Genomic DNA, 26,610 nt, shown 5'->3' with positions numbered 1-26,610 from the left:
CTTGCTATTATTAGTAGTTTTTTAATACCTTTCAGTAATGTAGAACTTTTCGTTTTCAACCGCAGGCTTATAATTTTCAGCTAACATTGCGAGCTCTTTAGCTTTTAGATTATCTTTTTTAACAACTTTTCCTTTATTGTACATAATAGACAATTCTTTAAATACAAATGGAGTAAAAGTGTCCGTAGTAAATTCAGTTTGTAATATTCGGGAAAATATTGTCTGCTTAAAATTAGCCAGTAAAGCTGCTTTAGAAAGCCATTCAAATGAAAGTTTTTCATTTTTAATAGAATTACTGTATTCCATTCTTAATTTTCGAAACATACGCTCTTCTTCTGGATGTGTAACTCCATATTTATAAATCATAGCTAAACGATACATAGCCATTGGACTACCTAACTCTGCAGCTTTAACATACCACTTTAAAGCCTTTTCTACATTTTCTCCTCCACGCTGAAATTGTCCCCAACTTTTAGTTTCTTTTTTATTGAACCAATCGGCTAATATTAGCGTAGCTTCAGGACTTCCCATATCAGACACATTTTTTAATTTATTAATATTCTCTTCGCTATATCCTCCAAAACTCAATTCATATAACAAGACATCTATATTGTTTTTACTCTTTGCTTCATCGAACCAATTTTGAGTTAGTAAATGAGTACTAAAAAAAAGAGTTTCGCTAGAAAAGTATAATATTAATCTAGCGTTTTCATCTCCATTTTCGGCTTGTCTCATTAGAGGTAAAAATTCTTTTACAAATTTGGTTTTCTCTTTTTTTCTCTTTGCATCATATTCATCGGATATCTTTTGCTTATACTCTGCATCAAGTCGTGCCTGTTTTTTTTCATAATTCGCATTCCAATCATTTAATAATTCACCCGCTAAAGTTGCGGCTTGGTTAATCACTTGATTGGTAACATCCTGTTTGGTGTAAGTTGGTGTATATGCAGGTGTTTCACTAATTGAATTGGAATTAGTGTTTTCTGTATTTGATGTTGAATTTGGTAAAGATGTATTCGAGGGCATTGCTAGACCAACCTCTGTTACTTTATTTTTTTCGTCTCTTTCTTTTTGCGCTTTTTTATAAGCCAAATCACGTGCTGCTTTATCAGCATTTGCTTTAGCAATTGCGGCATCACTTCTTCGTTTTTCTTCTGCAGCCTTTGCTTGTTTTACCTTTAAATCATTTGCAGCACATGCAGGACAAAGATGTTTTTCTGTATTTAACGAAGATGGAACAAGCCTGCAGCCATATTGCCCCGTAGATATATGTGATTGTGAATTCGCATAGTTTAAACAAAATAGTATCAACAGTGTCGATAATAAAATTTTTACTTTCATAATATTTTCTTTTAAATGTTAATCTACATATTCATATTTTTGTTTATTTTTATAGGCAAACAGCACCTTAAATTCTAGCGCATCTGCTTTTGCTTTATCTTTAGGCACTATTTTCCCTTTTCTATAAAAGTAAGCCAGTTCTGGGTATGTTTCATGATTGAATCCGGATGAAAAACGTTCGTATGAAGTTCCATTTGAAAATATAGATTGTACAACATCAGGCTGTAAACTTTTTGTGAACCAATCAAATGCTATTTTTTCATCAGGAACAACATCATATTTGACGTGCCATTTTTTTATGGGTCCAGAGTAATTATAAGTCCTTCCATATTTATATATCATTCCTAAATAGTACATGGCATTAGGACTTCCTTTTGCTGCTGCTTTTTCATACCATTCCATTGCTTTTTTTGGATCATTCCCTCCAAATTCAAATCTACTTTTATCACTTATGTCATACCAATCTCCCAGCATCACCATAGCATCTACACTTCCTTTCTCGGCTATTTTTTCCACATAAGGAACTGGACTTTCATCTCCTTTTTTGTAAGAAAGAATAAGATTGAATGCTTTTAACAATTGGGCATCTGTATTATTATTGGCTAATGCCTTTTGATACCACTGATCTCGCTGTGGGACAAGATATTCACGTCTGAGTTCCTTACTAGCAAAATATAATATCATTTTTGCATTTTCATCTCCTTTCTTTGCCAAATCCATTAAAGGTAAGTACACAGCCTTAAATTTTTCGGTCTTTTTTTCGTAAGCCGCTTCAAATGCTGCACTTTCTTCTGCTTTCCTTTTTTCCATTCTCTTTTCGTAATTAGCATTCCAATCGTTTATTAAACCACCCGCCAAAGTTGCAGCTTGGTTAATCATCTGGTTGGTAACATCCTGTTTGGTATAAGTAGGTGTATATACAGGTGTTTCACTAATTGAATTGGAATTAGTGTTTTCTGTATTCGAATTTGAATTTGGCAAAGATGCATCCGAGGGCATTGCTAGACTAACCTCTGTTACTTTATTTTTCTCTTCTCTTTCTTTTTGCGTTTTTTTATAAGCCAAATCACGTGCTGCTTTATCAGCATTTGCTTTAGCAATAGCGGCATCAGTTCTACGTTTATCTTCTGCAGCCTTTGCTTGGGCTACCTTTACATCATTTGCCGCACATGCAGGACATGTATATTTCTCATAACCTCTAGATTTAGGGACTAATTGGCAAGCATATTTACCCGTGGAAATATGAGATTGTGCATTGACATTATTTAAGCAAAACAGTATTAGTACCGCCAATAATAAAAATTTTATTTTCATAATTATTTTTTTAGTTAATTAATTAATTAATCTTTGAATTTCTTACTTATTTCCACCAATATTTAATTTAAAGGTTTTTAACCTCTTTTGCAATTGCAACAAAACTAGTTTAACCGAAGTTTAAAAAAAATACACCTTTTGGAGTATTTTTTATTAAGAAATTCTAAATTATCCCCTGAAGAATGCAGTTTTTAATAAGTTCTGCCGTATTTTTAGAATCGGATTTCGTCAGTATATTATTGCGGTGTTTCTTAACTGTTAGAGGACTAATAAAGAGTTTTTCGGCAATTTCAGTATTGTTTAAACCGCTTCCTATTAGTTTAATAATATCAATCTCTCTTTTAGAAAATTCTTTAAATTCCTTATTTTCTTCATCAAGACTTAAATTCATAAATGACGGTTCACCATTAAGTCCAATAAGTGATATTTTGTAGGTATTCAAATTGCTTAAGTGGTCGATACGGGTGTGGATGTTTAATGATTTACCATAGCCACCATTGTCATCCATAGTGAGCATTAATGCTTGATGGTTAAACAATGCATATTCTCCGCTTGCCAGCCTTGCTCTGTGACTATAACTAATTTTGTAAGTCAATAATTTTTCACGACCAATAGTATCAGAGAAAAATTTTGTCAAAAAATCTTCAGCCTTTATAACAAAGTTGATATCCTCTGGATGAATAGCTCCTAACACATCATTAAAAGTTATAGATTCTGGATTAAATCCGTGCATTTCATATATTGAAGGACTAATATGAGAAAGAGACATATCAAAAAAATCGATGATATAAAATGAAAATGGTCCTGTGCTTATAATGGAGTTAGTAAGATCATCAAAAGAGATTTGATTAGTAGAAGACGTTTTAGCTGTCCTGTTAGAAAGCCAAACATCATGTAGGTTCTGTATATTTGGAAGCATAATTTATTATTTATGCTAGCAAATTAACATAAAAAAATGTTAATAAAGAATAATTTTGTAATAATTTATTTCATAAAAAAAGCGCTCTCTTTCGAGAACGCTTTCTAATATTTAAAACTAAAAATTAGATTTTTTCAATCCATTTTCTAGCATTTACGAATGCTTCATGCCAAGGTGTAACCTCGTCATTTCTGTCTTTTGGATAATTTGCCCAGTTCCATTGGAATGTAGATCGCTCAATGTGTGGCATCATTACCAAATGACGACCCGTTGTGTCACATAACATGGCTGTGTTGAAATCAGATCCATTAGGATTTGCAGGATAGCTATCGTAACCGTATTTTCCAACGATATTGTAGTTGGTTTCGGGTTCTGGTAAATTGAATTTTCCTTCACCATGAGAAACCCAAACTCCAAGCGTGCTTCCAGCTAAAGTAGATAACATCACCGATTTGTTTTCCTGAATAGTTACCGATGTAAAAATACTTTCGTGTTTGTGACTGTTGTTATGAAGCATTTTTCCGTGAACTTTATGCTCTGGATTAATTACTTCTAATTCCATAAATAACTGACAACCGTTACAGATTCCAACCGATAAAGTATCTTCTCTTTTAAAGAAGTTTTTCAAAGCTGTATTTGCTTTTTCGTTGTATTTGAATGCTCCAGCCCAACCTTTAGCCGAACCTAAAACATCTGAATTAGAGAATCCTCCAACAGCTCCAATAAACTGAATGTCTTCCAATGTTTCACGACCCGAAATCAAATCGGTCATGTGAACGTCTTTTACATCAAAACCGGCTAAGTACATAGCGTTTGCCATTTCACGTTCCGAATTACTTCCTTTTTCACGAATAATAGCTGCTTTTGGTCTCTCGACTGCGCTCGAGATGACAGGTGCTTTACCAGTAAAATGAGCAGGAAAAGTATAATTTAAAACTTGGTTTTTGTAATTATCAAAACGTGCCTGAGCTGTTCCATTTTTAGATTGTTTTTGGTCTAATAAGAAAGACGTTTTAAACCAGATGTCTCTGTATTTTTTGATGTCAAAAGTCGAAAGTCCAAGGTCTAAAGTTTCAGTACTATTCACTGAACCAATTTTAAAGAATTCAATATTGTTTTCTTTTAATTTGTTTTCGATTCTTGCATCTTCTTTTGCTTGAAATACAATTCCAATATTTTCAGCGAAAAGAATCTTTACCAAATCATTTTCTTCAAAAACAGAGAAATCAATTTTTGCTCCCAAATTCACATCAGCAAAACACATTTCTAACAAAGTAGTAATCAAACCACCACTTCCAATATCATGTCCAGCTAAGATTTGATTGTCTAAAATCAATTCTTGCAAAGTGTTAAACGCATTTTTGAAGAAAGCAGCGTCTTTAATTGTTGGTGCTTCGTTTCCAATGGCATTCAAGGTTTGTGCCAATGAAGTTCCTCCTAGTTTAAAATCATCCTGAGACAAATTGATATAATAAATAGAACCACCGTCTTTTTGTAAAACTGGCTCAACTACTTTTCTAATATCAGTACAGTTTCCACCAGCCGAAATAATTACCGTTCCTGGAGCAATTACTTCGTCATTTGGATATTTTTGTTTCATCGAAAGCGAATCTTTTCCGGTTGGAATATTGATTCCCAATTCGATTGCAAAGTCTGAACAAGCTTCAACAGCAGCATATAAACGAGCGTCTTCACCTGCATTTTTACAAGCCCACATCCAGTTGGCCGAAAGAGAAATCCCTTTCAATCCGTCTTTAATAGGAGCCCAAACAATATTCGATAATGATTCCGCAATAGCCGTTCTTGTTCCAGCAACTGGGTCAATTAACGATGCAATAGGAGAGTGTCCTATTGAGGTTGCAATTCCTTCTTTTCCTTGGAAATCCAAAGCTACCACTCCGCAATTGTTCAATGGCAACTGCAATGATCCTGCAGTTTGTTGTTTGGCTACTTTTCCACCTACACAACGGTCTACTTTATTAGTCAACCAGTCTTTACAAGCCACAGCTTCTAGTTGTAAAACCTGTTCTAAATAAGTAGCAATTTTGGCTGCGGAATATTCTAATGCTGAATAATTGTAGTCAATGGTTTTATCAGTCATTACGGTTTTTGGAGAACTTCCAAAGAAATCTTCCAAAGCATAATCCATTGGTTTTGCACCAGTGGATTTTGATTCGAATGTAAAACGGTGGTCAGCAGTTACGTCACCCACCTGATACATTGGCGAACGCTCTCTGTCGGCAATGCGTTGTAAAGTATCAATATCTTTTTTACCAATAACCAATCCCATTCTTTCTTGCGATTCGTTACCAATAATTTCTTTTGCCGAAAGTGTAGGGTCACCCACCGGCAATTTATCCAAATCAATCAATCCTCCAGTTTCTTCCACTAATTCTGAAAGACAGTTTAAGTGTCCACCAGCACCATGATCGTGAATGGAAACAATTGGGTTATGATCGCTTTCTACCAAACCACGAATGGCATTAGCAGCACGTTTTTGCATTTCTGGATTGGAACGTTGAATAGCATTCAATTCAATTCCTGAACCGAAAGCTCCTGTGTCTGCTGATGAAACCGCAGCACCACCCATTCCGATTCTATAATTTTCTCCACCAAGGATAACAATTTTATCGCCTTCTTGTGGTTTGTGTTTGATAGCCTGATCTAATTTTCCGTAACCAATTCCACCTGCTTGCATGATTACTTTGTCGTAACCAATTTTACGAGCCTGAGCTGAGCCTGTCGAAGCTTTTTCCTCATGTTCAAATGTCAAAACAGAACCTGTAATCAACGGTTGTCCAAATTTATTTCCAAAATCAGAAGCCCCGTTTGAAGCTTTGATTAAAATGTCCATTGGAGTTTGGTACAACCATTTTCTTTCGTTCATTCCTTTTTCCCAAGTTCTGTCATCCTGAGAGGAGTCGAAGGACATCAAACGAGAGTATGAAGTCATATAAACCGCAGTTCCAGCCATTGGCAACGAACCTTGACCACCAGCCAAACGGTCACGAATTTCTCCTCCAGAACCTGTTGCAGCTCCGTTGAAAGGCTCCACAGTGGTTGGGAAATTGTGTGTTTCTGCTTTTAATGAAATAACCGAATCAAATTCTTTTACTTCATAAAAATCAGGTTTGTCGGCCGTTTTTGGAGCGAATTGTTGCACTCTTGGTCCTCTTACAAAAGCGACATTGTCTTTATAAGCCGAAACAATATCGTTAGGGTTTTCCTGTGATGTTTTCTTGATTAATTTGAAAAGAGAAGTTTCTTTTTCAACGCCGTCAATAACAAAAGTGCCGTTGAAAATCTTGTGACGACAGTGCTCTGAATTCGCTTGTGAGAAAGCAAAAATTTCAGAATCCGTTAGTTTTCTACCTAATTTGGTTGCCAAATTATCTAAATAGTCTACTTCTTCTGAGCTTAAAGCTAAACCTTCTTGTTTGTTGTAAGCAGCAATATCCTCAATATCCAAAATGGCTTCTGGTTGTACATTGATGGTAAAAATATCTTGATTTAATTCGGTGTATTTTTGAGAAAGCATTGGGTCGAAATCAGTAAAATCTTCTGATGCTTTGTAAAATTCTTCGATACGAATGATTCCAGAAATCCCCATATTTTGAGTAATTTCAACAGCATTGGTACTCCAAGGCGTAATCATCGTGGCGCGAGGACCAACAAAAAAATCCGTCAATACGGATTTCTCTATCTTATTTGCATTGGCAAAAAGCCAGTTCAGTTTAGAAATATCTTGAGCCGAAATTTCGCCTTGTGTTTGTACGGCAAAAATTGCGTTGCTTTGGTTTTCAAAGAAATGAATCATTGTTTTGTGTTTGATGAATTGCGATGCAAATTTAGTTTAAAAAAACAGGACGGACAAGTGTAAAAAAGACTTTTTAAAGTAGTCGTTTTTAGTATGTTTTGGTGCTCTTTGTAAGTTTGTAGAAGGTAGAATTCAGATAGAGTTTGATTTGTAGTGTTTACTCAGTCTTGTCATTCCGACGAAGGAGGAATCTCCGTTGTGTGAGTCACTTGATGAGATTCCTCCTTCGTCGGAATGACAAACTAAACTGAAAAATCTGCGAATCTGCGGTAATTTTTAAACTCATTCAGGAAACACCATACTTTGATAAGCACCCAAATCAGGAGGTGAAGTTCTGGTTTTTCCATTAATGTCTAACGGAATGGAATAAGCCGGATTTCCTTTTGCGAAAGCGGCAGAAGTATTGTCAATATTCAATTGGTTGTTTTGAACGGATAAAAAACGAGGATTTTGATTGAGGATAATGTTGTTATAATGAACGGTATTATTAAAATTATATAATGGATTCGAGCTATTTGCATCCGATTTTAGGAGACAATTATTGAATTGGTATTCAAAAGTTGCGGCATTTTTTTTATCCAAATTTAATTCGTTAGAAAAAGCACCATAAATGATACAATTGTTAAAAGTAGCCTGGGTTAAATTAGACGTTTCTGGGTTTGCGCCTGTTTTGTAATTGTTGATTTCTAGAGCAAATTGTTGGAAACTCTTCCAGTTGTTGTTAAAAGTACAATGTGTAAACTGGTAATTCCCACCGTAAGTACACGCTAATGCCGCTTCTCCAGCGGTGTTGATAACTATGTTTTCGCCTTCAATTTTTGCATTTTGAGCCAGAATTCCATAGTTGGACGAATTGTAAATTTGGCTGTTTTTTATCGAAACGGTGGTGTTGTCCTGATTGTCAATTCGTAAACCTATTGTCGCATTTTTGATGGTAACATGATTTATTTTGTGTGCTGTGCTACCATCACGAAGCCAAATTGTAGTCCATTGTCCAGGCACATTAGCATACAAGGGTTCGAGACGGTCGCCTTCAAAAATAATTTCGTTTTCTTGTTTGTTAGTAGCAGAAACGTTTCCGTTGCATTCTAAGCTAGCTAGTTGTGGTACAATCAAACCCGAATTAGCATGAAAATAAACACGAGCACCTGCATCAAAAACTACTTTTTTGCCCTCAGGAACGGTGGCGTAACCATAAATCACATAAGGTTTTTGATTGGTAAAATGCAGTTCGTTGCCATTTACAGCATCATTTTCGTCAAGATAAAAACCACTCAATTCGTTGTTGTCAAAAGTTACTGTTTCGGTTTTTCCATTGCTTAAAAGCTTTGGATACAAGAAAACAGCATCTTTTACTAAAGTAAGTAAGGCTACTTTTTGCAAATTAGTTCCGCTATCAAATTCAATATCGTCGGTGTATAAAAAATCATCGGGATTCGCATCGGCAATGATGGGTGTGGTTTCGATAAAAACATAGAGACTGTCATTGGCTAACAGCGTGACATTATTGAAAATTTTGTTGTTTTCGCCCTGCATTCCGTCAACGGTCATACGGAATTTAGAATTGAGACCTTTACTCAATTTAATCGTTGGAATAGTAATATCGTTTTTACTCTGATTGTAGACTTTTAACAAATACGTACTCGAACTAATGGTCGAAAAAACAGTGTCTAAAAAAACGGTATCTTTCGAAAAAACTAATTTTCCATCATTGGGTACAGTAGAAAAATCGGTACGACAAGAACAGATTGAAAGTAATATTCCGAAGATAAATAATAGCGAAAAAGGACGCATGGTTTTTGTTTTTTTGTAAAAATAGAAAAAATCTTATTGGTTAGGATTAAATTTTAAAACTGATTGAAGAATATGCTTCCCATTTAATACATAGTCTCTATTCTTTTCTTTATTTTTACAATCGATTAAAATAAAATTCATGACATTCGATAAAGAAAAGATATTGGAATACTGTAATCGTATTTCGAAAAACACCTTAATGGAAACCTTAAATATTGAATATGTGGATGCGGGAGAAGGTTTTTTGACTGCTACAATGCCAGTAAATCCGACCGTTCATCAGCCCATGGGCTTGTTGCACGGTGGTGCTTCGGTAGCTTTGGCCGAGAGTGTAGGCAGTGCCGCTTCCTTTATATTTATCAATCCCGAAGTGAGCGAAGTGCGTGGGATTGAAATTTCAGCCAATCATTTAAAAGCTAAGCGAGAAGGTGTACTTACTGCAACGGCAAGAATCATTCACCAGGGAGCAAGCATTCATTTATGGGAAATTCGCATTGTGGACGAAAGAGATAATCTGATTTCGCTTTGTAAATTGACAAATATGGTTTTGCCAAAAAGAAAGAAAACAAGCTAGATTTTATTCGAAAAACAAACTTTTAATACAATAATGTATGATTGATTTTTTTATAAAAGTGAAGCAACAAGAAGCTCAAAATTTACCTTTTGTTATTTATAGTAAACCGTATAAAACAGAAGTGAGAGGTTTTTTTCAAAAAAATGATCATTTGTATTTTGCTGAAACCTTAGATGAAACGGGTTTTGTGTTTGCGCCATTTCAGGGTAATCAGATGATATTGATTCCAAAAAGTCAGTCGGTTATTTGGGAAGCAGATATTGCTTCTTTTGAAGAAGATCAATCAAAACATTCTGATTATCCAGAAAATCCACAAGAAAAAGAACGTTTTGAGCAACTTATTCAAAAGGCTTTGGATGTTATTGGGAAAGGAACTTTTAACAAGGTGGTTTTGTCTCGAAAAGAAATCTTAGAAGTACCCCATTTTGATTTGGTTGCTGTTTTTACCAAATTAATTCAGCGTTTTCCAACCGTTTTTTGTTATTGTTGGTACCACCCAAAAATAGGTTTGTGGATGGGAGCAACGCCAGAGCGATTGTTGAAAGCAAGCCGAAAAAAATTTTGCACGATGGCATTAGCGGGAACACAAAATTTTGAAGGAAAAACCGATGTGATTTGGGAGTCAAAAGAAATAGCAGAACAACAATTTGTTACCGATTTTATATTGGAAAACCTGAAAGGATTAACTTCTGAAGTGGCTATTTCGAGTCCGTATACGGTGCAGGCCGGAAATGTGTTGCATATTAAAACCGATATTGAGGGCGTAATTAATAAGACATCTAAACTGAATCAAGTAGTTTCAGTTTTACACCCTACACCAGCAGTTTGTGGTTTACCCAAAGAAACGGCAAAAGAATTTATTTTAGCCAATGAAGGTTACGATAGAGAATATTACACAGGTTTTTTAGGCGAATTAAACAAAAAAGATTTTACCGAGAAAAAACAAAAATCCGATTTGTATGTAAATTTACGCTGTATGCAAATTAAAGAAAAACAAGCCCATTTGTATATGGGTTGTGGCATTACAAAAGAAAGTGTTCCAGAAAAAGAATGGAATGAAAGTGTGAATAAATCGATGACTATGAAAAGCGTGCTTTGAAGTTAGTGTTCAGTTAGCAGTTTTTAGTGTTCAGATTTTAGAAAGTAGATTTCAGTATAGATAAGACAGAAAGTAAAAACGAAAAATCAATAAAAATTAGACAATATAACTCCATAAAGTCTCCCCCTCCTTCGGAGGGGGCTGTGGGGGAGGAAAAATAGAAAAAATGAAACTAGATATATTAGCTTTTGGAGCGCATCCCGATGATGTTGAATTAGGTTGTTCGGGAACTATTTTAAAAGAAGTTTCCTTAGGGAAAAAAGTAGGTATTGTAGATTTAACCCGAGGAGAATTAGGAACTCGCGGTTCGGCAGCAATTAGAGATCATGAAGCTAATGCTGCTGCAAAAATATTAGGAGTTTCGGTACGGGAGAATTTAAACATGAGAGATGGTTTTTTTGTCAATGACGAAAAACACCAATTGGAAATTATTAAAATGATTCGCAAGTATCAACCTGAAATTGTTTTATGCAATGCTATTGATGACCGTCATATTGACCATGCCAAAGGAAGTAAATTGGTTTCGGATGCTTGTTTTTTATCAGGTTTGATAAAAATAGAAACGGAGCTGGAAGAAGAGTCGCAAAAAGCGTGGCGACCTAAATTAGTGTATCATTACATTCAATGGAAAAACATTGAACCTGATTTTGTAGTGGACATCACAGGGTTTACCGATAAGAAAATCGAAGCTATTTTAGCGTATCGTTCTCAATTTTATGATCCGAATTCTACAGAACCAGAATCGCCTATAACATCTAAAAACTTCTTTGAAAGCCTAAATTACCGCTCCAGAGACCTAGGAAGATTAGTAGGGGTAGATCATGCCGAAGGTTTTACTGTTGAAAGATGTTTGGCTGTCAATAGTTTAACGGATTTACTGTAATTTTATTGATTTTTTTAAAAAAATAGTTTGCAGAAATCAATAAACGTTGTATATTTGCAACCGCAAAGCAAATGGTGGTTGTAGCTCAGCTGGTTAGAGCATCGGTTTGTGGTGCCGAGGGTCGCCGGTTCGAACCCGGTCATCCACCCAAAATGCAAAAGCCTCGAAGAAATTCGAGGCTTTTTTTGTATGTTGAATTTTGATGTTTTTTTGAAAGTTGTAGGGATCAACATAAAAACCTGTGGAGTTAGAAAAAAAATTAATGCAGAGAACGCTAAGTTTTTTGCCCTAAGCTTTTATAAAAAGCCAAAGTTCGCAAAGTTTTGAATTGTCTTAACTATGCGAACTTTTTGCTTTTAGAAGCCATTCATAAAAATCTTTGCGTTCTCTGCGGTAAAAAAAATTTGAGCATATTTTTTATGTTTCTCCATAACATTTAGCATTGATCCTTCAAAATTGTATTTTAGCTTATAATTCCCAACAGCGAGTAAGATTACAACACTACAAACTAAGTTGTGAATTGCTTTCAAAATTGTATTTTAGCTTATAATTCCCAACAACAGCTTATAAATCAAACAAAAGACCTAAGTTGTGAATTGCTTTCAAAATTGTATTTTAGCTTATAATTCCCAACACACAGGGCAAAAATAATACCAATTATGATTGTAAAATAGCCTGATTAAACCAGGCTATTTTTTTGTTTTAAATTAGACTAATTTATAAATATAAATTGTATATTTGACTATGGCAAAAGCAAAACTTATACTGGTAAAAGAAAGTGAACAAGAACTTAAGTTGTTAATGAGAAAACAACCAGTTCATTTAAACAACCGAATACAAATGTTATTGGTTTTAAAAAGGAGTGAAATATTATTAAGTAAAGACGCTCTCTCTAAAATTTTAAAAATTAATCATAACACTGCTCAAAAATGGAGAACTTCCTATTCTAAAAACGGACTTGAAGGTTTATTATCGCATGGTAGAATCGGTTTTAAACCATCTATAATTAGTCCTGAACTACACCAGGCAATAGAAAGCCGTTTGCATTCTCCTAAAGATGCTTTTACCTCATATATTGATTTAATTCAATGGATAACCGAGAATTACATGTCGCAAGGCATTAATTATCAAACAACAAATAGTTATGTAAAAAGACATTTTGGTGCTAAAATAAAAGTTGCCCGTAAAAGTCATGTGAATAAAAATGAACTTGCGGTAGATAGTTTTAAAAAAACTTCCCTTTAATTCTTGAATCTGTTTTAAAAAATGTCTCCGCAGATTTTTCATCCTTTAATCTTTATGTTCAGGATGAAAGTCGGTTTGGATTATTCACTAGAAACGGAAAATCTCTAACGGCAAAAGGGGTTAAGCCAATTTGTGCTTACCAAAATGTATTTAAATCAACTTATATTTTTGGGGCTTTTTCACCCTATAATGGTGATAGTTTAGTCATGGAGTTACCTTATTGTAATGGTGATAATTTTCAAATATTTTTAAATGAATTTTCAAAAAAGAAACCTGAGGAATTTAAAGTCATTGTTTTAGACAACGGAGCGTTCCATAAGGGAAAATCATTAGTGATACCAGAAAATATAGCCTTGCTTTTTCTTCCTCCTTACTCTCCAGAGTTAAATCCAGCTGAATTAGTTTGGCTAAATATGAAACGAAAAACAACAAATCAAATTTATAAAACAATGGAAGAACTTAAAATAAAACTAGACCAAATAGTAGAAACTTTAATCACAAAAGAATTTATTATGAGTCTTTGTGGATTTAGTTATTTTTTTAAATAAAATTAGACTACTATATATTCATAATTGGTATAAAAGGCGAATTAAAGTTGTGAATTGCTTTCAAAATTGTATTTTAGCTTATAATTCCCAACATTCTATTGAAATAACAGAAGAACCTAAAGTTGTGAATTGCTTTCAAAATTGTATTTTAGCTTATAATTCCCAACTCGGTTACTAAACCTTGCCCTTTTTGCCAAGTTGTGAATTGCTTTCAAAATTGTATTTTAGCTTATAATTCCCAACTCGGTTACTAAACCTTGCCCTTTTTGCCAAGTTGTGAATTGCTTTCAAAATTGTATTTTAGCTTATAATTCCCAACTCAATACCAAACTTTCCTTGTTCTAAGTTGGTTGTGAATTGCTTTCAAAATTGTATTTTAGCTTATAATTCCCAACATCAAGCAAGAAGCGTTGTTAATGCCTTTGTTGTGAATTGCTTTCAAAATTGTATTTTAGCTTATAATTCCCAACAAATTGTTGATGCAGTCTTCTCTTGATGTAGTTGTGAATTGCTTTCAAAATTGTATTTTAGCTTATAATTCCCAACTCAGGATTTTTAACAGGAAGATTTGTTGGTGTTGTGAATTGCTTTCAAAATTGTATTTTAGCTTATAATTCCCAACAAAGTTTTTCCACGGTTTTTTTCATTGTAGTTGTGAATTGCTTTCAAAATTGTATTTTAGCTTATAATTCCCAACTTATTCAAAAATAAGAATGTTTAATGTTGGTTGTGAATTGCTTTCAAAATTGTATTTTAGCTTATAATTCCCAACTGGAATCTCAACAAGATAGATCTCAACACGTTGTGAATTGCTTTCAAAATTGTATTTTAGCTTATAATTCCCAACACCACAAAAGCACGTCTTTTTTTAAATCTGTTGTGAATTGCTTTCAAAATTGTATTTTAGCTTATAATTCCCAACGCAGCAACCATTGTGCGTCCTGAGCCTTGCGTTGTGAATTGCTTTCAAAATTGTATTTTAGCTTATAATTCCCAACAAAAAGAGTTCGCTCAATGGGGCGAAACTAGTTGTGAATTGCTTTCAAAATTGTATTTTAGCTTATAATTCCCAACTTATTATTTGAATAAGTCCATTACTCTGTTGTTGTGAATTGCTTTCAAAATTGTATTTTAGCTTATAATTCCCAACTTGGAAACTTGCAAACAACAAGTAAAACCCGTTGTGAATTGCTTTCAAAATTGTATTTTAGCTTATAATTCCCAACACCTAAGAATCCCTGTCTAACACTTCTGTGTTGTGAATTGCTTTCAAAATTGTATTTTAGCTTATAATTCCCAACAGAAACAAAAGCTTCGAGACCATTATCCCGTTGTGAATTGCTTTCAAAATTGTATTTTAGCTTATAATTCCCAACATATGGTTCAGAATATTGTTTGACTGCGGAGTTGTGAATTGCTTTCAAAATTGTATTTTAGCTTATAATTCCCAACTCGTTATATTGCGTTATGGTTGCAAAAATGTTGTGAATTGCTTTCAAAATTGTATTTTAGCTTATAATTCCCAACTTATTATATGATTCAATCATTTTGGTAAGCGTTGTGAATTGCTTTCAAAATTGTATTTTAGCTTATAATTCCCAACCAAATAGCTCATCTTCTGCAGCTCGTTTCTGTTGTGAATTGCTTTCAAAATTGTATTTTAGCTTATAATTCCCAACATATTTGTAAAAAGTTACGAACAAAACTACGTTGTGAATTGCTTTCAAAATTGTATTTTAGCTTATAATTCCCAACCAATCCTGGACCATCAGGAATAGATTATAGGTTGTGAATTGCTTTCAAAATTGTATTTTAGCTTATAATTCCCAACTATTCTTCTGAAAATATGAAATCTGAAACTGTTGTGAATTGCTTTCAAAATTGTATTTTAGCTTATAATTCCCAACGCAGATGCCAAACACTGGAGTATCGGTTTCGTTGTGAATTGCTTTCAAAATTGTATTTTAGCTTATAATTCCCAACAAGCGCGCGGATTGATAGGTATTTTGCTGAGTTGTGAATTGCTTTCAAAATTGTATTTTAGCTTATAATTCCCAACCAGTTGAATTACACTTACAAGGAGAATATCGTTGTGAATTGCTTTCAAAATTGTATTTTAGCTTATAATTCCCAACATCTCTGTCATAGTTTGGATAGCCATTCCGTTGTGAATTGCTTTCAAAATTGTATTTTAGCTTATAATTCCCAACCTAAATGTTGGTAATCAGTACAGGCTTTTAGTTGTGAATTGCTTTCAAAATTGTATTTTAGCTTATAATTCCCAACTTTCTTCTGCTAATAACTCGCTAATTCTTGGTTGTGAATTGCTTTCAAAATTGTATTTTAGCTTATAATTCCCAACCTTTTTTTTTAACAGTTGTTTCTTCTTGAAGTTGTGAATTGCTTTCAAAATTGTATTTTAGCTTATAATTCCCAACTTTTTAGGATAATAATCAGTTGTTCCCCAGTTGTGAATTGCTTTCAAAATTGTATTTTAGCTTATAATTCCCAACAAAATCGATCGTACAATGGATAAGTAAACGGTTGTGAATTGCTTTCAAAATTGTATTTTAGCTTATAATTCCCAACAAGAGGTATCGAACAAGGTTTAGGAGCTAGGTTGTGAATTGCTTTCAAAATTGTATTTTAGCTTATAATTCCCAACAAAAAAGGCTTCACTGTTTTTATGATAGTGGTTGTGAATTGCTTTCAAAATTGTATTTTAGCTTATAATTCCCAACATTCTATACCATTGCATCCTGTCTATTTCTGTTGTGAATTGCTTTCAAAATTGTATTTTAGCTTATAATTCCCAACAATGGATCATCCACAATTATCAAGTGAGCGGTTGTGAATTGCTTTCAAAATTGTATTTTAGCTTATAATTCCCAACTATCTTCATTGAAATATACAGTGTTCCCTAGTTGTGAATTGCTTTCAAAATTGTATTTTAGCTTATAATTCCCAACAATTGCCATAGCAGTATTCATAGCAATTTGGTTGTGAATTGCTTTCAAAATTGTATTTTAGCTTATAATTCCCAACTTTATCATATTTTATTCAAAACCTCATTGGTTGTGAATTGCTTTCAAAATTGTATTTTAGCTTATAATTCCCAACCACGGTTTGAAAATTCTCTTCTGGATCCGAGTTGTGAATTGCTTTCAAAATTGTATTTTAGCTTATAATTCCCAACGTTATAAAAAAAACAGTATGCCTATTTATGTTGTGAATTGCTTTCAAAATTGTATTTTAGCTTATAATTCCCAACTTTTAATAAAAATAGCATAATTTTTTAGCTGTTGTGAATTGCTTTCAAAATTGTATTTTAGCTTATAATTCCCAACAACCTGAAAGTTTGCCACACCCAAACGAGTGTTGTGAATTGCTTTCAAAATTGTATTTTAGCTTATAATTCCCAACTGATTTCTCCAAAGTATTTTGTAAATCTCCGTTGTGAATTGCTTTCAAAATTGTATTTTAGCTTATAATTCCCAACTTCTGGGAACTATTCATCGCTTCACTTAGAGTTGTGAATTGCTTTCAAAATTGTATTTTAGCTTATAATTCCCAACCCTAGTGGCGATTTTAATAATGCGTGTAAAGTTGTGAATTGCTTTCAAAATTGTATTTTAGCTTATAATTCCCAACTACCCGGGTTATTATTTCTAAGACCCCTTGGTTGTGAATTGCTTTCAAAATTGTATTTTAGCTTATAATTCCCAACTATTTTACTTTCTTTTTGAAGCCAAGCTGTGTTGTGAATTGCTTTCAAAATTGTATTTTAGCTTATAATTCCCAACAAAAAATGTAGATAGAACTGGTTTTGAAGTGTTGTGAATTGCTTTCAAAATTGTATTTTAGCTTATAATTCCCAACAGTGGTTTGCGAAGTAAGTAAGTTTTTAGAGTTGTGAATTGCTTTCAAAATTGTATTTTAGCTTATAATTCCCAACTTTTTCCCCATTAATACTTATTTCCTTATGTTGTGAATTGCTTTCAAAATTGTATTTTAGCTTATAATTCCCAACCAGATTACCAACATTTAGAAGGGGTGTTTTGTTGTGAATTGCTTTCAAAATTGTATTTTAGCTTATAATTCCCAACTAAGACCCTCAGGTTTTAAATGTTTTGAATGTTGTGAATTGCTTTCAAAATTGTATTTTAGCTTATAATTCCCAACAAAATTTGACCAGTCAATAAATGACGGAAAGTTGTGAATTGCTTTCAAAATTGTATTTTAGCTTATAATTCCCAACGTTTTAGTTTCTATTATTCATTTCTTGGCGTTGTGAATTGCTTTCAAAATTGTATTTTAGCTTATAATTCCCAACGGTGGAACTTCAAGAGTTTGTAACGCACAAGTTGTGAATTGCTTTCAAAATTGTATTTTAGCTTATAATTCCCAACATTTTTGGAATGAATTCATCATAGCTTTTAGTTGTGAATTGCTTTCAAAATTGTATTTTAGCTTATAATTCCCAACCCAATGGCAATTAGACGCTCATGCTTATTGTTGTGAATTGCTTTCAAAATTGTATTTTAGCTTATAATTCCCAACATCGTCATATTTGACCACCTTTGGAATTGTGTTGTGAATTGCTTTCAAAATTGTATTTTAGCTTATAATTCCCAACTAAACGAAATAAGTAAGTAAGGATATGGTAGTTGTGAATTGCTTTCAAAATTGTATTTTAGCTTATAATTCCCAACAAAGATTTGTATTAACCTCACTAAGAATAGTTGTGAATTGCTTTCAAAATTGTATTTTAGCTTATAATTCCCAACGAAGTCCGGATTTTTAACAATTCAGCCAAAGTTGTGAATTGCTTTCAAAATTGTATTTTAGCTTATAATTCCCAACTTCCGTACTGAATCAAATTTATGCTCGTTAGTTGTGAATTGCTTTCAAAATTGTATTTTAGCTTATAATTCCCAACGGTTCTGGAAGCCACGCGATAGCAGTTGAGTTGTGAATTGCTTTCAAAATTGTATTTTAGCTTATAATTCCCAACACATAAAGCGCCACCAACAACAGCTGGAGAGTTGTGAATTGCTTTCAAAATTGTATTTTAGCTTATAATTCCCAACCCACCGCTAAAGGTTTTTCTGAAGATTGCAGTTGTGAATTGCTTTCAAAATTGTATTTTAGCTTATAATTCCCAACGCGATTCTGAATGAAGATTATCCGAAAGTAGTTGTGAATTGCTTTCAAAATTGTATTTTAGCTTATAATTCCCAACTTAATTCAACAAAAAACAATGTCAGAAGAGTTGTGAATTGCTTTCAAAATTGTATTTTAGCTTATAATTCCCAACCAGAAACATCCAAATCAGTTACAACACCGGGTTGTGAATTGCTTTCAAAATTGTATTTTAGCTTATAATTCCCAACATACCGAGAGTCAATCGTTTGATATGTTGGTAGTTATGAGCTTGTTTTGAAAATAAAAAGAAGTAGTGTTTCTTTGTTGTATTACCGTGAGTTGGTGTTTTTTCTAATCCTGTTTATTAGAAAAGTTCTAATTGTTGAGAAGGTTTTTCGGGTTCTATTGGTTTTTTACCATAAAAAAGTTCCATCATCCCAAATTGTTTGTCGGTTATTTGCATCACACCAATTTTTCCGTGTTCGGGGAGATTGTTTTTTATTCTTTTAGTATGTACTTCGGCATTTTCTCTACTGGCACAAAAACGCATATAGATGGAAAATTGGAACATAGAAAAACCATCGTCTAATAATTTCTTTCTAAAAGTACTAGCAATTTTACGCTCTTTGCGTGTTTCGGTGGGCAGATCAAAAAATACTAATATCCACAAACTTCTATATTGATTTAAACGGGTGTAATGTTCGTCATACATAAACAGGGTATAAAATTTTCCTTGCTGTTCCTTCAAAGCATTCGTGTAAGGAATGGGTTGTTCTGCTCATGGCAACCATCAACGGACTATTTTTTCCGTCTATAAAGACATCGATGGTTGCAATACTTAACAATTGTTTTTTAATTTCAATAGTCAGTTCGTCATAACTATCTTCGGTTTCCATAATATGACACACAATCAAATCTACATAAGGCCGATAGGGTTCCATTATATCATCGGCTAGGCAATAAGCATTGTATTTGTTGCGATGAAAGATACCTAAAGTAGGCAACATTCCAGAACTGACAATCGCTCTTGCTGTAATCGCTCTTAAAATAGCATACCCATAGTTCAATAAATTATTAGGGGGAATTCCTTTTTGACCTCTTGTGAAATTTTCAATTTTGATGAGGTTTTGCCAATAAAATACGGCTGCTCTCGATTCATGATTGAGTGCATCCCCCGAGGTAACTTCTTTTGCCCAAAGTTCCATTTTCCGGCAAGGAATTCCTTTTTCTTTGAGTAATCCCGCTTGGTTCATAATTTTGGAACTAATGGTTTGTTGCCATAAATTCTTTTTTAGCGGAACAGAAGCATTAATTTGGTTTTTAAAACGCTCCGTTTGTTCGGTATGACCACTAAGCGGCATTAACAAACCAATAGGTAAGTGGTATTGGTCGCAATTGATTAATGCTACATTATTGTTAGTCAGTTTTTCGAGTAAACCATTTGTAATTGTGATTTGTTGGTTTTCCAAAACGATAACACCAATATCTTCTATGGCAACCGTTTTGGTTTCTTGTTTTTTTTCTCCCTCTCCTTCGGGGAGGGCTGGGGAGGGGCTGGGATAAGAAATTACTATTTGCTCATTTTTGGAGCTCAAATAAGCAGGATTACCGAAGAATAGGGTTCTTTTTATCATTATTTTTTTGGATTAAAAAATGATTGTGAAATATTTTGGCTAAAGCCAATCTGGGTTGTATTATTTGTTTCGAATGGGCTAAAGCCCAATCCTATTGATTTGGCATTTTCCCTTGAATTGCCTCCTGCATTAGCTGGAGGAGGATGATAATTGATTTTAAAAATGGCTTTAGCCAAAATTTATTTATTTCGAAAATCATATTTATCCATGAATTCATCATATTCTTCTTGAAAGCTTTGTTTGCTATGATGTTCTTCTTGGTTCTTAATGTAATTTCTAACCTTGTCAAGCATAGATTCCGAAACTGAAACAGCAAAATATTCATCCTGCCATTCAAATTTGTCTAAACAGAATTTGTTTTTGTTAATCCAAAAGGATGATTCTCCTTTTATCAGTTGCATTGTCTTTTGAATGGTTTGGTCGGCTCCTAAAGAAACCAAACAATGACAATGGTCTTTATATCCATTCACAAAATCTACAAAAATGCCTTTGTCTTTAGCATTCTCTTTGATATGATGCCACACTTTTTGTCTTAATTCTTTGTTGTCCAGAAAAGGAATTCTGTTTTTTGTACTCCAAACAAAATGAATATAGGTTTTGATGTAGGGCATATTTTGTGGTTTATTGAGTTGCCTCCAGCTTTAGCTGGAGGGATTTAATGATTTATTTAAAAAGGCTTTAGCCTAATTTTTTTGGAAAAAGCCAATCTCAAACATTCGATAGTATCGATTGGGGTAAAACCCAATCCTATTGATTTTGAGGCATCCTGAATTATAAATTTAATCCATTTTTTTTCATTTTGTAATTTTTAAATGTCTCTAATTTTAAATCAACTTTTGAATTGCCTCCTGCTTTAGCTTTTGAATTATTTTTTGCTTTTGAATTTCCTCCAGTTTTTGAATTTCCTCCAGCATTTGAATTTCCTCGAGCATTTTAATTTCCTCCAGCATTTGAATTTCCTCCAGCATTTGCATTTCCTCCAGCTTTTGAATTGCCTCCAGCTTTTGCATTGCCTCCAGCTTTTGAATTACCTCCAGCTTTTGAATTGCCTCCAGCTTTTGAATCGCCTCCAGCTTTTGAATTTCCTCCAGCATTTGAATTACCTCCAGCTTTTGAATTGCCTCCAGCTTTTGCATTGCCTCCAGCTTTTGAATTTCCTCCAGCTTTTGAATTTCCTCCAGCCTTTGAATTGCCTCCAGCTTTTGAATTGCCTCCAGCTTTTGAATTGCCTCCAGCTTTTGAATTGCCTCCAGCTTTTGAATTGCCTCCAGCTTTTGAATTGCCTCCAGCTTTTGAATTGCCTCCAGCTTTAGCTGGAGGGGATATAATAATTTATCTTGAATAGGCTTTAGCCAAAATATGTTTGGCTAAAGCCTTATTTGGATTGTTTTATATTATAGAATGGGTTAAAACCCATTCCTATTGATTTTATTATTTATTATCGAATAATTCTTTTAATTTTCCCAAGTCTATCAACTTCTATTTTTAGGCATAAAGACTTTATCATCAACCCATCAATAGATTTTTCCATTTTGTTTAAAGCTGAAAATTCCATTTTATCTACAATTGATGTAGCTATATTGTTTGAAATAAAAAAAGCTTGTGTACCAGTAAAGCTTACCATTTTAAAGACTCTTTGTACTTGATCTTTAGATAAATTATTAAAGTTGATTGTTGTTAAGTTTTCTCTTTCATCTTCAGTTGGGATATAAACTAGATCATTTGGGGATAGCGTGAATAAAAGGCGATTTTCGTTTTCATCAGTTTCAAAAGCAGCATTTAGGCCTTGTTTTTGTCTTTCTATTACCTCGTTGAATGGAATCGTTTTATAATTTCGTTTCCCTTTTTCATCCTGATAAATTGCAAAAAATAAGTTTGTTCCTTTGGCAGCTTCAACATATTTGTCAATTTTATTTCCTGTTTGTCCGAGACTAAATTTTCCACCTTCTTCAAAAACTCTAACCTTTTTTATTGGTTGATGATTTTTACCATTATTTAAAGTTGTCAAGTTTTTATTTAATTCATCTAAACCATTTTCAGAAAAAGCAACTTCGTGTGCGGGGATTTTTTTGCCATTTTCATCAATCGCATTTTGATATATTTTTTGGTTCAAATGGTTTAATAGAATTTTTTGTATTCCTGTATCCGTTATTTTTTCAATTTTCTTTTCATCAAAAGAATTGTCAAGTGTTTTTCTTGTGGCTGTGGCTTCTATAGTTTCATAAACCTGAACTTTGTCAATTGCTTTGCCATCAATCATTACCGGAAAAGCTTTGAGGTGTTTTTTCAAGCCTACCAAATTATTTGGATATTTTTTAATTTTTGTCGCCAATTGTTTTTTAACTTCCTTATCAACAATCAATTCTATTTGTTCAATTGCATTTGCTATAGCAATATGGCTTTGTTTAATTCGTTTTAAAAACACTTTTCCGCTTACGGTTTCTGCGTGCATTGGTTTTCTAATTGCCCAATTGTCTCCTTTAGTTTGTTTGACGACAATTTTTTTCATTGCGCCATCTTCTTCTTTCCAAACTTGGTATTTGTTTACCGTTTTATTGATAACTCTAGTGTTTTGTTTAAAGCTAATAATGGTTTGATTTAATACATCTTCAGTATTTTTCGTAAAATTCTCCCAAGGTTTTTTGAATTCCCATTTGTAATTTCCGTTTGCATCTGTTTTTGTTTTCAAACAAAGCTTATTTCTCAATTTGTTTTTGATAGTTTTGTCATCGTCATTTTTTGCATTTAGATTATTCAAATAGTTGATGTGTGTTCTAGTAACACAAGCAATTACCAAAGCATCCAATGCGTGATGGCGGTGGTCAATTCTTTTTTTAGTAAAACCTTTGGCAAGAGCATCGGGTACTGTAGTTTGAAAAACTTGTTTGCCTTTGTTTCCAAATTCATCTTTTTTGAGTTCTATTTTCCCAAAATCGCTAGAGTTTGTTAGCGCATTCAAACGTTCAAAACGTGGCGTAATGATGTTGTTCCAAACATCATTCAAGCCCCAATCTTGTTTCATTCTTGATGTGATGGAACCATTTAAGGAAACAATATGTTTTGAGGTTACTTCCTGCTCATCATCTTCTCGAACTATTTTGCTCAAAAGATTTTTTATGATTTTACTTATGTATTTGGTGTCGTTTAATTGTCTTTCAATAAATTTTTCAGGAATTTCTTCGCTCAGTAATCGTTTTTGCTTGTTTTTATTTTTGTTGTAATAAGCAGTTATGTGTTGGTTATAGGCATCTTTAGTGAAAATTTTAACTGTTTTTCCTCCAGTTAAGGTTACAATTCGATCTTCATTTTTCAGAATGAATTCCAAGGCTGTCATATTGCCTTTTAATTCATTCACTTCAGATTCACAAATCACTTTATTGGATAATGAATCATCAAATAATCGTGATTGCGGGATAATATGTTCAATTTGGTATTTCGTTGTAAACAAATCGCTTAATGGAATTAGCTTTCCAGTATAAGGCGAAATATAGCCTTGCTCTAACCAAAGTTTGTATTTGATTATTTCAGAAGGTGTTGGTTTTGCATTCTTTCTAATTTTATCAATTTCCTCTAACTTTTCTTTTTTAATTTCACTACTATAAACCCCTTCTTCATAAATTTTTAGGATCTCTTGTTGGCTTGGCGAATAGGGACGTATATCATTAGCACCATCATTTTTCAATTCTGTTAAAATGGCTTTGATGCGTAGGTTTGTATTTTCGTTTTCTGATATTTTTTTAGTCATTCTTTCACGAGTGGCTTTGTCATTCTTCATTTCTCGACCTAATTCAATATGAATTTCATTAAAGAAATTTTCTTTTCCCTCTCCATAATGTTGCCAAATATCTTTTACAACGCGTAAAGTTTCAGTAATTACTTGTTCCACAATTGGATTGCGGAGTGAGTGTTGTTTGAAGTCGTATTTTAAAAAATGCTCAATATCTGCGGGAGATTTACATTTTGAAACATCACTTGCTTCACTGTGTCTGTCATATATTAAATAGGAAGCCTGATAAGTATTTAAGCCTTTATTAAATTCAGTACAATTTGCAAAACTTTTTAAAACTTGTTTCGGAATATCACTGTCAGATACTTTTTCAAGAATTGATACATCATAATTTATAGATTCCAGTCTTTCTTTAATATTGTTTATTTTAGTTGTAATTTTATCAGAAATGGCATCTTGATTCCAAGTTGAACCTCTTCTCATTAAAGTCAATAATTTTTTTATGGCTTTTTCAGAAAACGATCCATACTCTTTTTTATAAGGTTTTAGTTTAGAAAAATTGGTTATAAATTCATCTAATAAATTATGTCTTTTGGCAAAAGTGGTTATTGCTTTTGTAATTTCTATTTTATCAGTAACCGAATATAAAATATGCCATAAATCTTGGGTGTTTTTGGTATCAAAAAAAGATTTATCTACATCGATTTTTGCAACGGCGTTCAAAAATTGATTTCTAGTTTCATTACAAGGATAAATTTTATCTTCTACAAAATTCCATCTGTATTTTGCAACTTCCGCGTCTAATAATTTTCCTTTTAATTTTAAAGGCTTCAATAAATGTTTGATGAATGAAATTTGATCTATTTCTTTCCTATCATTTAAAAAATTGAAAAGTTCGACTAAATCTTCTTCGGATTTTAGAAAATCATGGGTTACATCAACTTCATTTACAATTTCTTTTTTGTAAATTTTAAGGTTTTTTACAAATTGCAACAATCTAAATTCCTGAAAAATAGGATTTGATTTTGCAATACATTTCAAAGGTTTTACAACTTGTTTGCCATTGTCATCTTTTACTAAAATACCATTTTTGTCTTTGATAGGAACAAATTCTAAACTGCAATCACTAATCAATGAGGTCTTACTTTTAAGCGGACGCTGATAAAAAATAATATCTTCTAAAAATAAGTACTCAAAACTTTTGTCTTTGATGTTGTTTTTATGTGAATCGTTGTGTTTGTACAATTCATCAATACATTTTTTATAAAGATTTCTGTCTCCAAAAATTTCATTATGAAATGCAATTTGGGCTTTTAGAATTTTTGATAATTCATCCTTATAAAATTTTCTTTCGATGGTTCTTACCAACTCGCCTTTTATTTTTTGATTTGGGTTTTTCAAAAGTTCATCGTAAATATAAGTACCAACTGATTTACCACTTTGATTAATTGTTTGTTCACTTTTGATTTTTCTTAATCCCCAATCGTCTTCTTTTGGAGATCTAAAACTTCTCTTTTCTTCATTGTCTTTGTTTATTTTTACGGTTCCATCATCATTTAATTCAGTTGTTACGATAAAATTCTTTTGCTTTCCAATCCAGTCAAATAATGCAATTTTGCTTTCACGTTTGTAAACCCAACCGTTTTCAAGAATTACATTATACCAGATTCCTGATTTTCCTTTTTCTCTTTCAATTACATCAACAACGGCAAGGGTGTGAAATTCTTCTAATTTATTTTTATTTACCTCTTCTTCCTCGCCACGCAATTGATAATAGCCTCTTTTTTGATTAAAATTCAAAAATATCCAAGCCAATTCTTCTTTGGATATTTTTTTGGTTAATGCTTTTTTTCTTAAATAGTAAATGGTCCAATCATAAGGAACTTGTTTTACATCAGGATTTGTTAATTTAAACTCACCAAGCATTTCTTGATGGCTATCCAAAAATAAAAATTGATTTTTATCACTTTCATTTTTATAAAATGATAATTTTTCTTCTCTTCCAGGTTTAAATTGCCCAAACTTTTTATCAAAATCGATTGCATCAGCATAATGTTTAGGTAAAAAATCAAGAATATTTAAAATTCTGTGCAGTCGTTCTCTTCTTAATAAAAAGCGTTGAACTAATCTTCTTGTTCCTCTGTATTTTGTTCTTTCGGCAGTTTGCGAAATAGAAACTCCACTGTCAAATTTGCCCAAAACATCTTGACTCATCGGTATTATTCTACTTCCTAGCCCTTCAATATTACCCAATTTATTGTCAAAGTCATTATTTGTTAATGCCCACCCAATACTATTCGTCCCCAAATCCAACCCTAATATCTTCTTCATTTCAAACTATATTTTATAATGATTTTTCTTTGTAACTTTAATTTGTGGGAAATATAATTAAAATAAAATTAACTGCTTTACGGTTTTTCACATTCAAACATTAAAATTTTTATTGTAATATTGCAGTACAATTTTGAAGCAATTCACAATAAGGATTATTCCGTTGTGAAAACATTTAAAGCGGTGCAGTTCTTGTAATTGCATCGCTTTTTTCATTTTGCAAAAAAAACTCTCATTTC

Annotated in this window: 17 protein-coding genes, 1 tRNA gene and 1 CRISPR repeat array; of the genes, 7 read left to right on the top strand and 11 right to left on the bottom strand. The window is 32.9% G+C overall.

What is annotated here, in order from left to right:
* Nucleotides 1-21: 21 nt before the first annotated feature.
* The 5 genes from AAGV28_RS08055 to AAGV28_RS08035 all read right to left on the bottom strand — a co-directional run bounded on the left by AAGV28_RS08055 (nucleotide 22) and on the right by AAGV28_RS08035 (nucleotide 9,185).
* The gene (locus tag AAGV28_RS08055) at nucleotides 22-1,341 is read right to left on the bottom strand and encodes a tetratricopeptide repeat protein (RefSeq protein WP_373406306.1); all 1,320 of its coding nucleotides are present in this window, start codon (nucleotides 1,339-1,341) and stop codon (nucleotides 22-24) included.
* A gap of 18 nt (nucleotides 1,342-1,359) precedes the next feature.
* Nucleotides 1,360-2,655, bottom strand: coding sequence for a tetratricopeptide repeat protein (locus tag AAGV28_RS08050; RefSeq protein ID WP_373406305.1), 1,296 nt, complete (start codon nucleotides 2,653-2,655; stop codon nucleotides 1,360-1,362).
* A 163-nt stretch (nucleotides 2,656-2,818) separates the two neighbouring features.
* Nucleotides 2,819-3,574 carry a LuxR C-terminal-related transcriptional regulator gene (locus tag AAGV28_RS08045; RefSeq protein ID WP_373406304.1) on the bottom strand — a complete coding sequence of 252 codons (756 nt, stop codon included), beginning with the start codon at nucleotides 3,572-3,574 and terminating at the stop codon, nucleotides 2,819-2,821.
* A 124-nt stretch (nucleotides 3,575-3,698) separates the two neighbouring features.
* Nucleotides 3,699-7,391: a phosphoribosylformylglycinamidine synthase gene (gene purL / locus AAGV28_RS08040; protein ID WP_373406303.1), complete on the bottom strand. Its 3,693-nt coding sequence runs from the start codon at nucleotides 7,389-7,391 to the stop codon at nucleotides 3,699-3,701.
* 282 nt (nucleotides 7,392-7,673) lie between these two features.
* A complete protein-coding gene (locus AAGV28_RS08035; protein WP_373406302.1) occupies nucleotides 7,674-9,185 on the bottom strand; it encodes a hypothetical protein in 1,512 nt (503 codons plus the stop codon).
* A gap of 139 nt (nucleotides 9,186-9,324) precedes the next feature.
* On the opposite strand from AAGV28_RS08035, the gene AAGV28_RS08030 reads away from it, so the two are divergent.
* The 6 genes from AAGV28_RS08030 to AAGV28_RS08005 all read left to right on the top strand — a co-directional run bounded on the left by AAGV28_RS08030 (nucleotide 9,325) and on the right by AAGV28_RS08005 (nucleotide 13,534).
* Complete coding sequence (locus AAGV28_RS08030) at nucleotides 9,325-9,759, top strand: PaaI family thioesterase (protein ID WP_373406301.1); 435 nt, start codon at nucleotides 9,325-9,327, stop codon at nucleotides 9,757-9,759.
* Nucleotides 9,760-9,796: 37 nt separating this feature from the next.
* On the top strand, nucleotides 9,797-10,858 hold the full coding sequence (locus AAGV28_RS08025) for an isochorismate synthase (RefSeq protein ID WP_373406300.1): 1,062 nt from the start codon (nucleotides 9,797-9,799) through the stop codon (nucleotides 10,856-10,858).
* Between the two features lie 166 nt (nucleotides 10,859-11,024).
* A complete protein-coding gene (bshB1, locus tag AAGV28_RS08020; protein WP_373406299.1) occupies nucleotides 11,025-11,741 on the top strand; it encodes a bacillithiol biosynthesis deacetylase BshB1 in 717 nt (238 codons plus the stop codon).
* Nucleotides 11,742-11,815: 74 nt separating this feature from the next.
* Nucleotides 11,816-11,889: transfer RNA gene (locus AAGV28_RS08015), tRNA-His, on the top strand.
* 596 nt (nucleotides 11,890-12,485) lie between these two features.
* Complete coding sequence (locus tag AAGV28_RS08010; RefSeq protein WP_373406298.1) at nucleotides 12,486-12,986, top strand: helix-turn-helix domain-containing protein; 501 nt, start codon at nucleotides 12,486-12,488, stop codon at nucleotides 12,984-12,986.
* Nucleotides 12,986-13,534, top strand: a complete 549-nt coding sequence (locus AAGV28_RS08005) for an IS630 family transposase (protein WP_373406372.1) — start codon at nucleotides 12,986-12,988, stop codon at nucleotides 13,532-13,534. Before AAGV28_RS08010 ends, AAGV28_RS08005 begins: the two co-directional genes overlap by 1 nt.
* A gap of 45 nt (nucleotides 13,535-13,579) precedes the next feature.
* A CRISPR array of direct repeats spans nucleotides 13,580-18,927; the repeat unit is 46 nt; unit sequence GTTGTGAATTGCTTTCAAAATTGTATTTTAGCTTATAATTCCCAAC.
* A gap of 116 nt (nucleotides 18,928-19,043) precedes the next feature.
* On the opposite strand, the gene cas2 is transcribed toward AAGV28_RS08005, so the two are convergent.
* The 5 genes from cas2 to AAGV28_RS07970 all read right to left on the bottom strand — a co-directional run bounded on the left by cas2 (nucleotide 19,044) and on the right by AAGV28_RS07970 (nucleotide 21,449).
* Nucleotides 19,044-19,391 (bottom strand): CRISPR-associated endonuclease Cas2, encoded by a 348-nt coding sequence (cas2, locus tag AAGV28_RS07990; RefSeq protein WP_144892671.1) that lies wholly within the window; start codon nucleotides 19,389-19,391, stop codon nucleotides 19,044-19,046.
* Nucleotides 19,384-20,313 carry a type II CRISPR-associated endonuclease Cas1 gene (cas1, locus tag AAGV28_RS07985; RefSeq protein WP_373406295.1) on the bottom strand — a complete coding sequence of 310 codons (930 nt, stop codon included), beginning with the start codon at nucleotides 20,311-20,313 and terminating at the stop codon, nucleotides 19,384-19,386. The genes cas2 and cas1 overlap by 8 nt, the downstream gene beginning before the upstream one ends.
* On the bottom strand, nucleotides 20,313-20,489 hold the full coding sequence (locus tag AAGV28_RS07980; protein WP_373406294.1) for a hypothetical protein: 177 nt from the start codon (nucleotides 20,487-20,489) through the stop codon (nucleotides 20,313-20,315). The genes cas1 and AAGV28_RS07980 overlap by 1 nt, the downstream gene beginning before the upstream one ends.
* Nucleotides 20,490-20,492: 3 nt before the next feature.
* Complete coding sequence (gene tnpA / locus AAGV28_RS07975; protein ID WP_373406293.1) at nucleotides 20,493-20,924, bottom strand: IS200/IS605 family transposase; 432 nt, start codon at nucleotides 20,922-20,924, stop codon at nucleotides 20,493-20,495.
* Between the two features lie 213 nt (nucleotides 20,925-21,137).
* Nucleotides 21,138-21,449, bottom strand: a complete 312-nt coding sequence (locus AAGV28_RS07970) for a hypothetical protein (protein WP_373406292.1) — start codon at nucleotides 21,447-21,449, stop codon at nucleotides 21,138-21,140.
* On the opposite strand from AAGV28_RS07970, the gene AAGV28_RS07965 reads away from it, so the two are divergent.
* Nucleotides 21,431-21,658: a hypothetical protein gene (locus AAGV28_RS07965; RefSeq protein WP_373406291.1), complete on the top strand. Its 228-nt coding sequence runs from the start codon at nucleotides 21,431-21,433 to the stop codon at nucleotides 21,656-21,658. The genes AAGV28_RS07970 and AAGV28_RS07965 overlap by 19 nt on opposite strands.
* Before the next feature lie 93 nt (nucleotides 21,659-21,751).
* Here the strand turns inward: AAGV28_RS07965 and cas9 are convergent, their stop codons facing one another.
* Entirely contained in the window at nucleotides 21,752-26,371 is a 4,620-nt protein-coding gene (cas9, locus tag AAGV28_RS07960) for a type II CRISPR RNA-guided endonuclease Cas9 (RefSeq protein WP_373406290.1), read from the bottom strand.
* Between the last annotated feature and the right edge of the window lie 239 nt (nucleotides 26,372-26,610).

The sequence above is a fragment of the Flavobacterium zubiriense genome (assembly GCF_041729725.1).
Taxonomy (GTDB): Bacteria; Bacteroidota; Bacteroidia; order Flavobacteriales; family Flavobacteriaceae; genus Flavobacterium; species Flavobacterium zubiriense.
The sequence above is the reverse complement of the archived record's forward strand: the minus strand, read 5'-3'. Positions and strand labels throughout refer to the sequence as shown.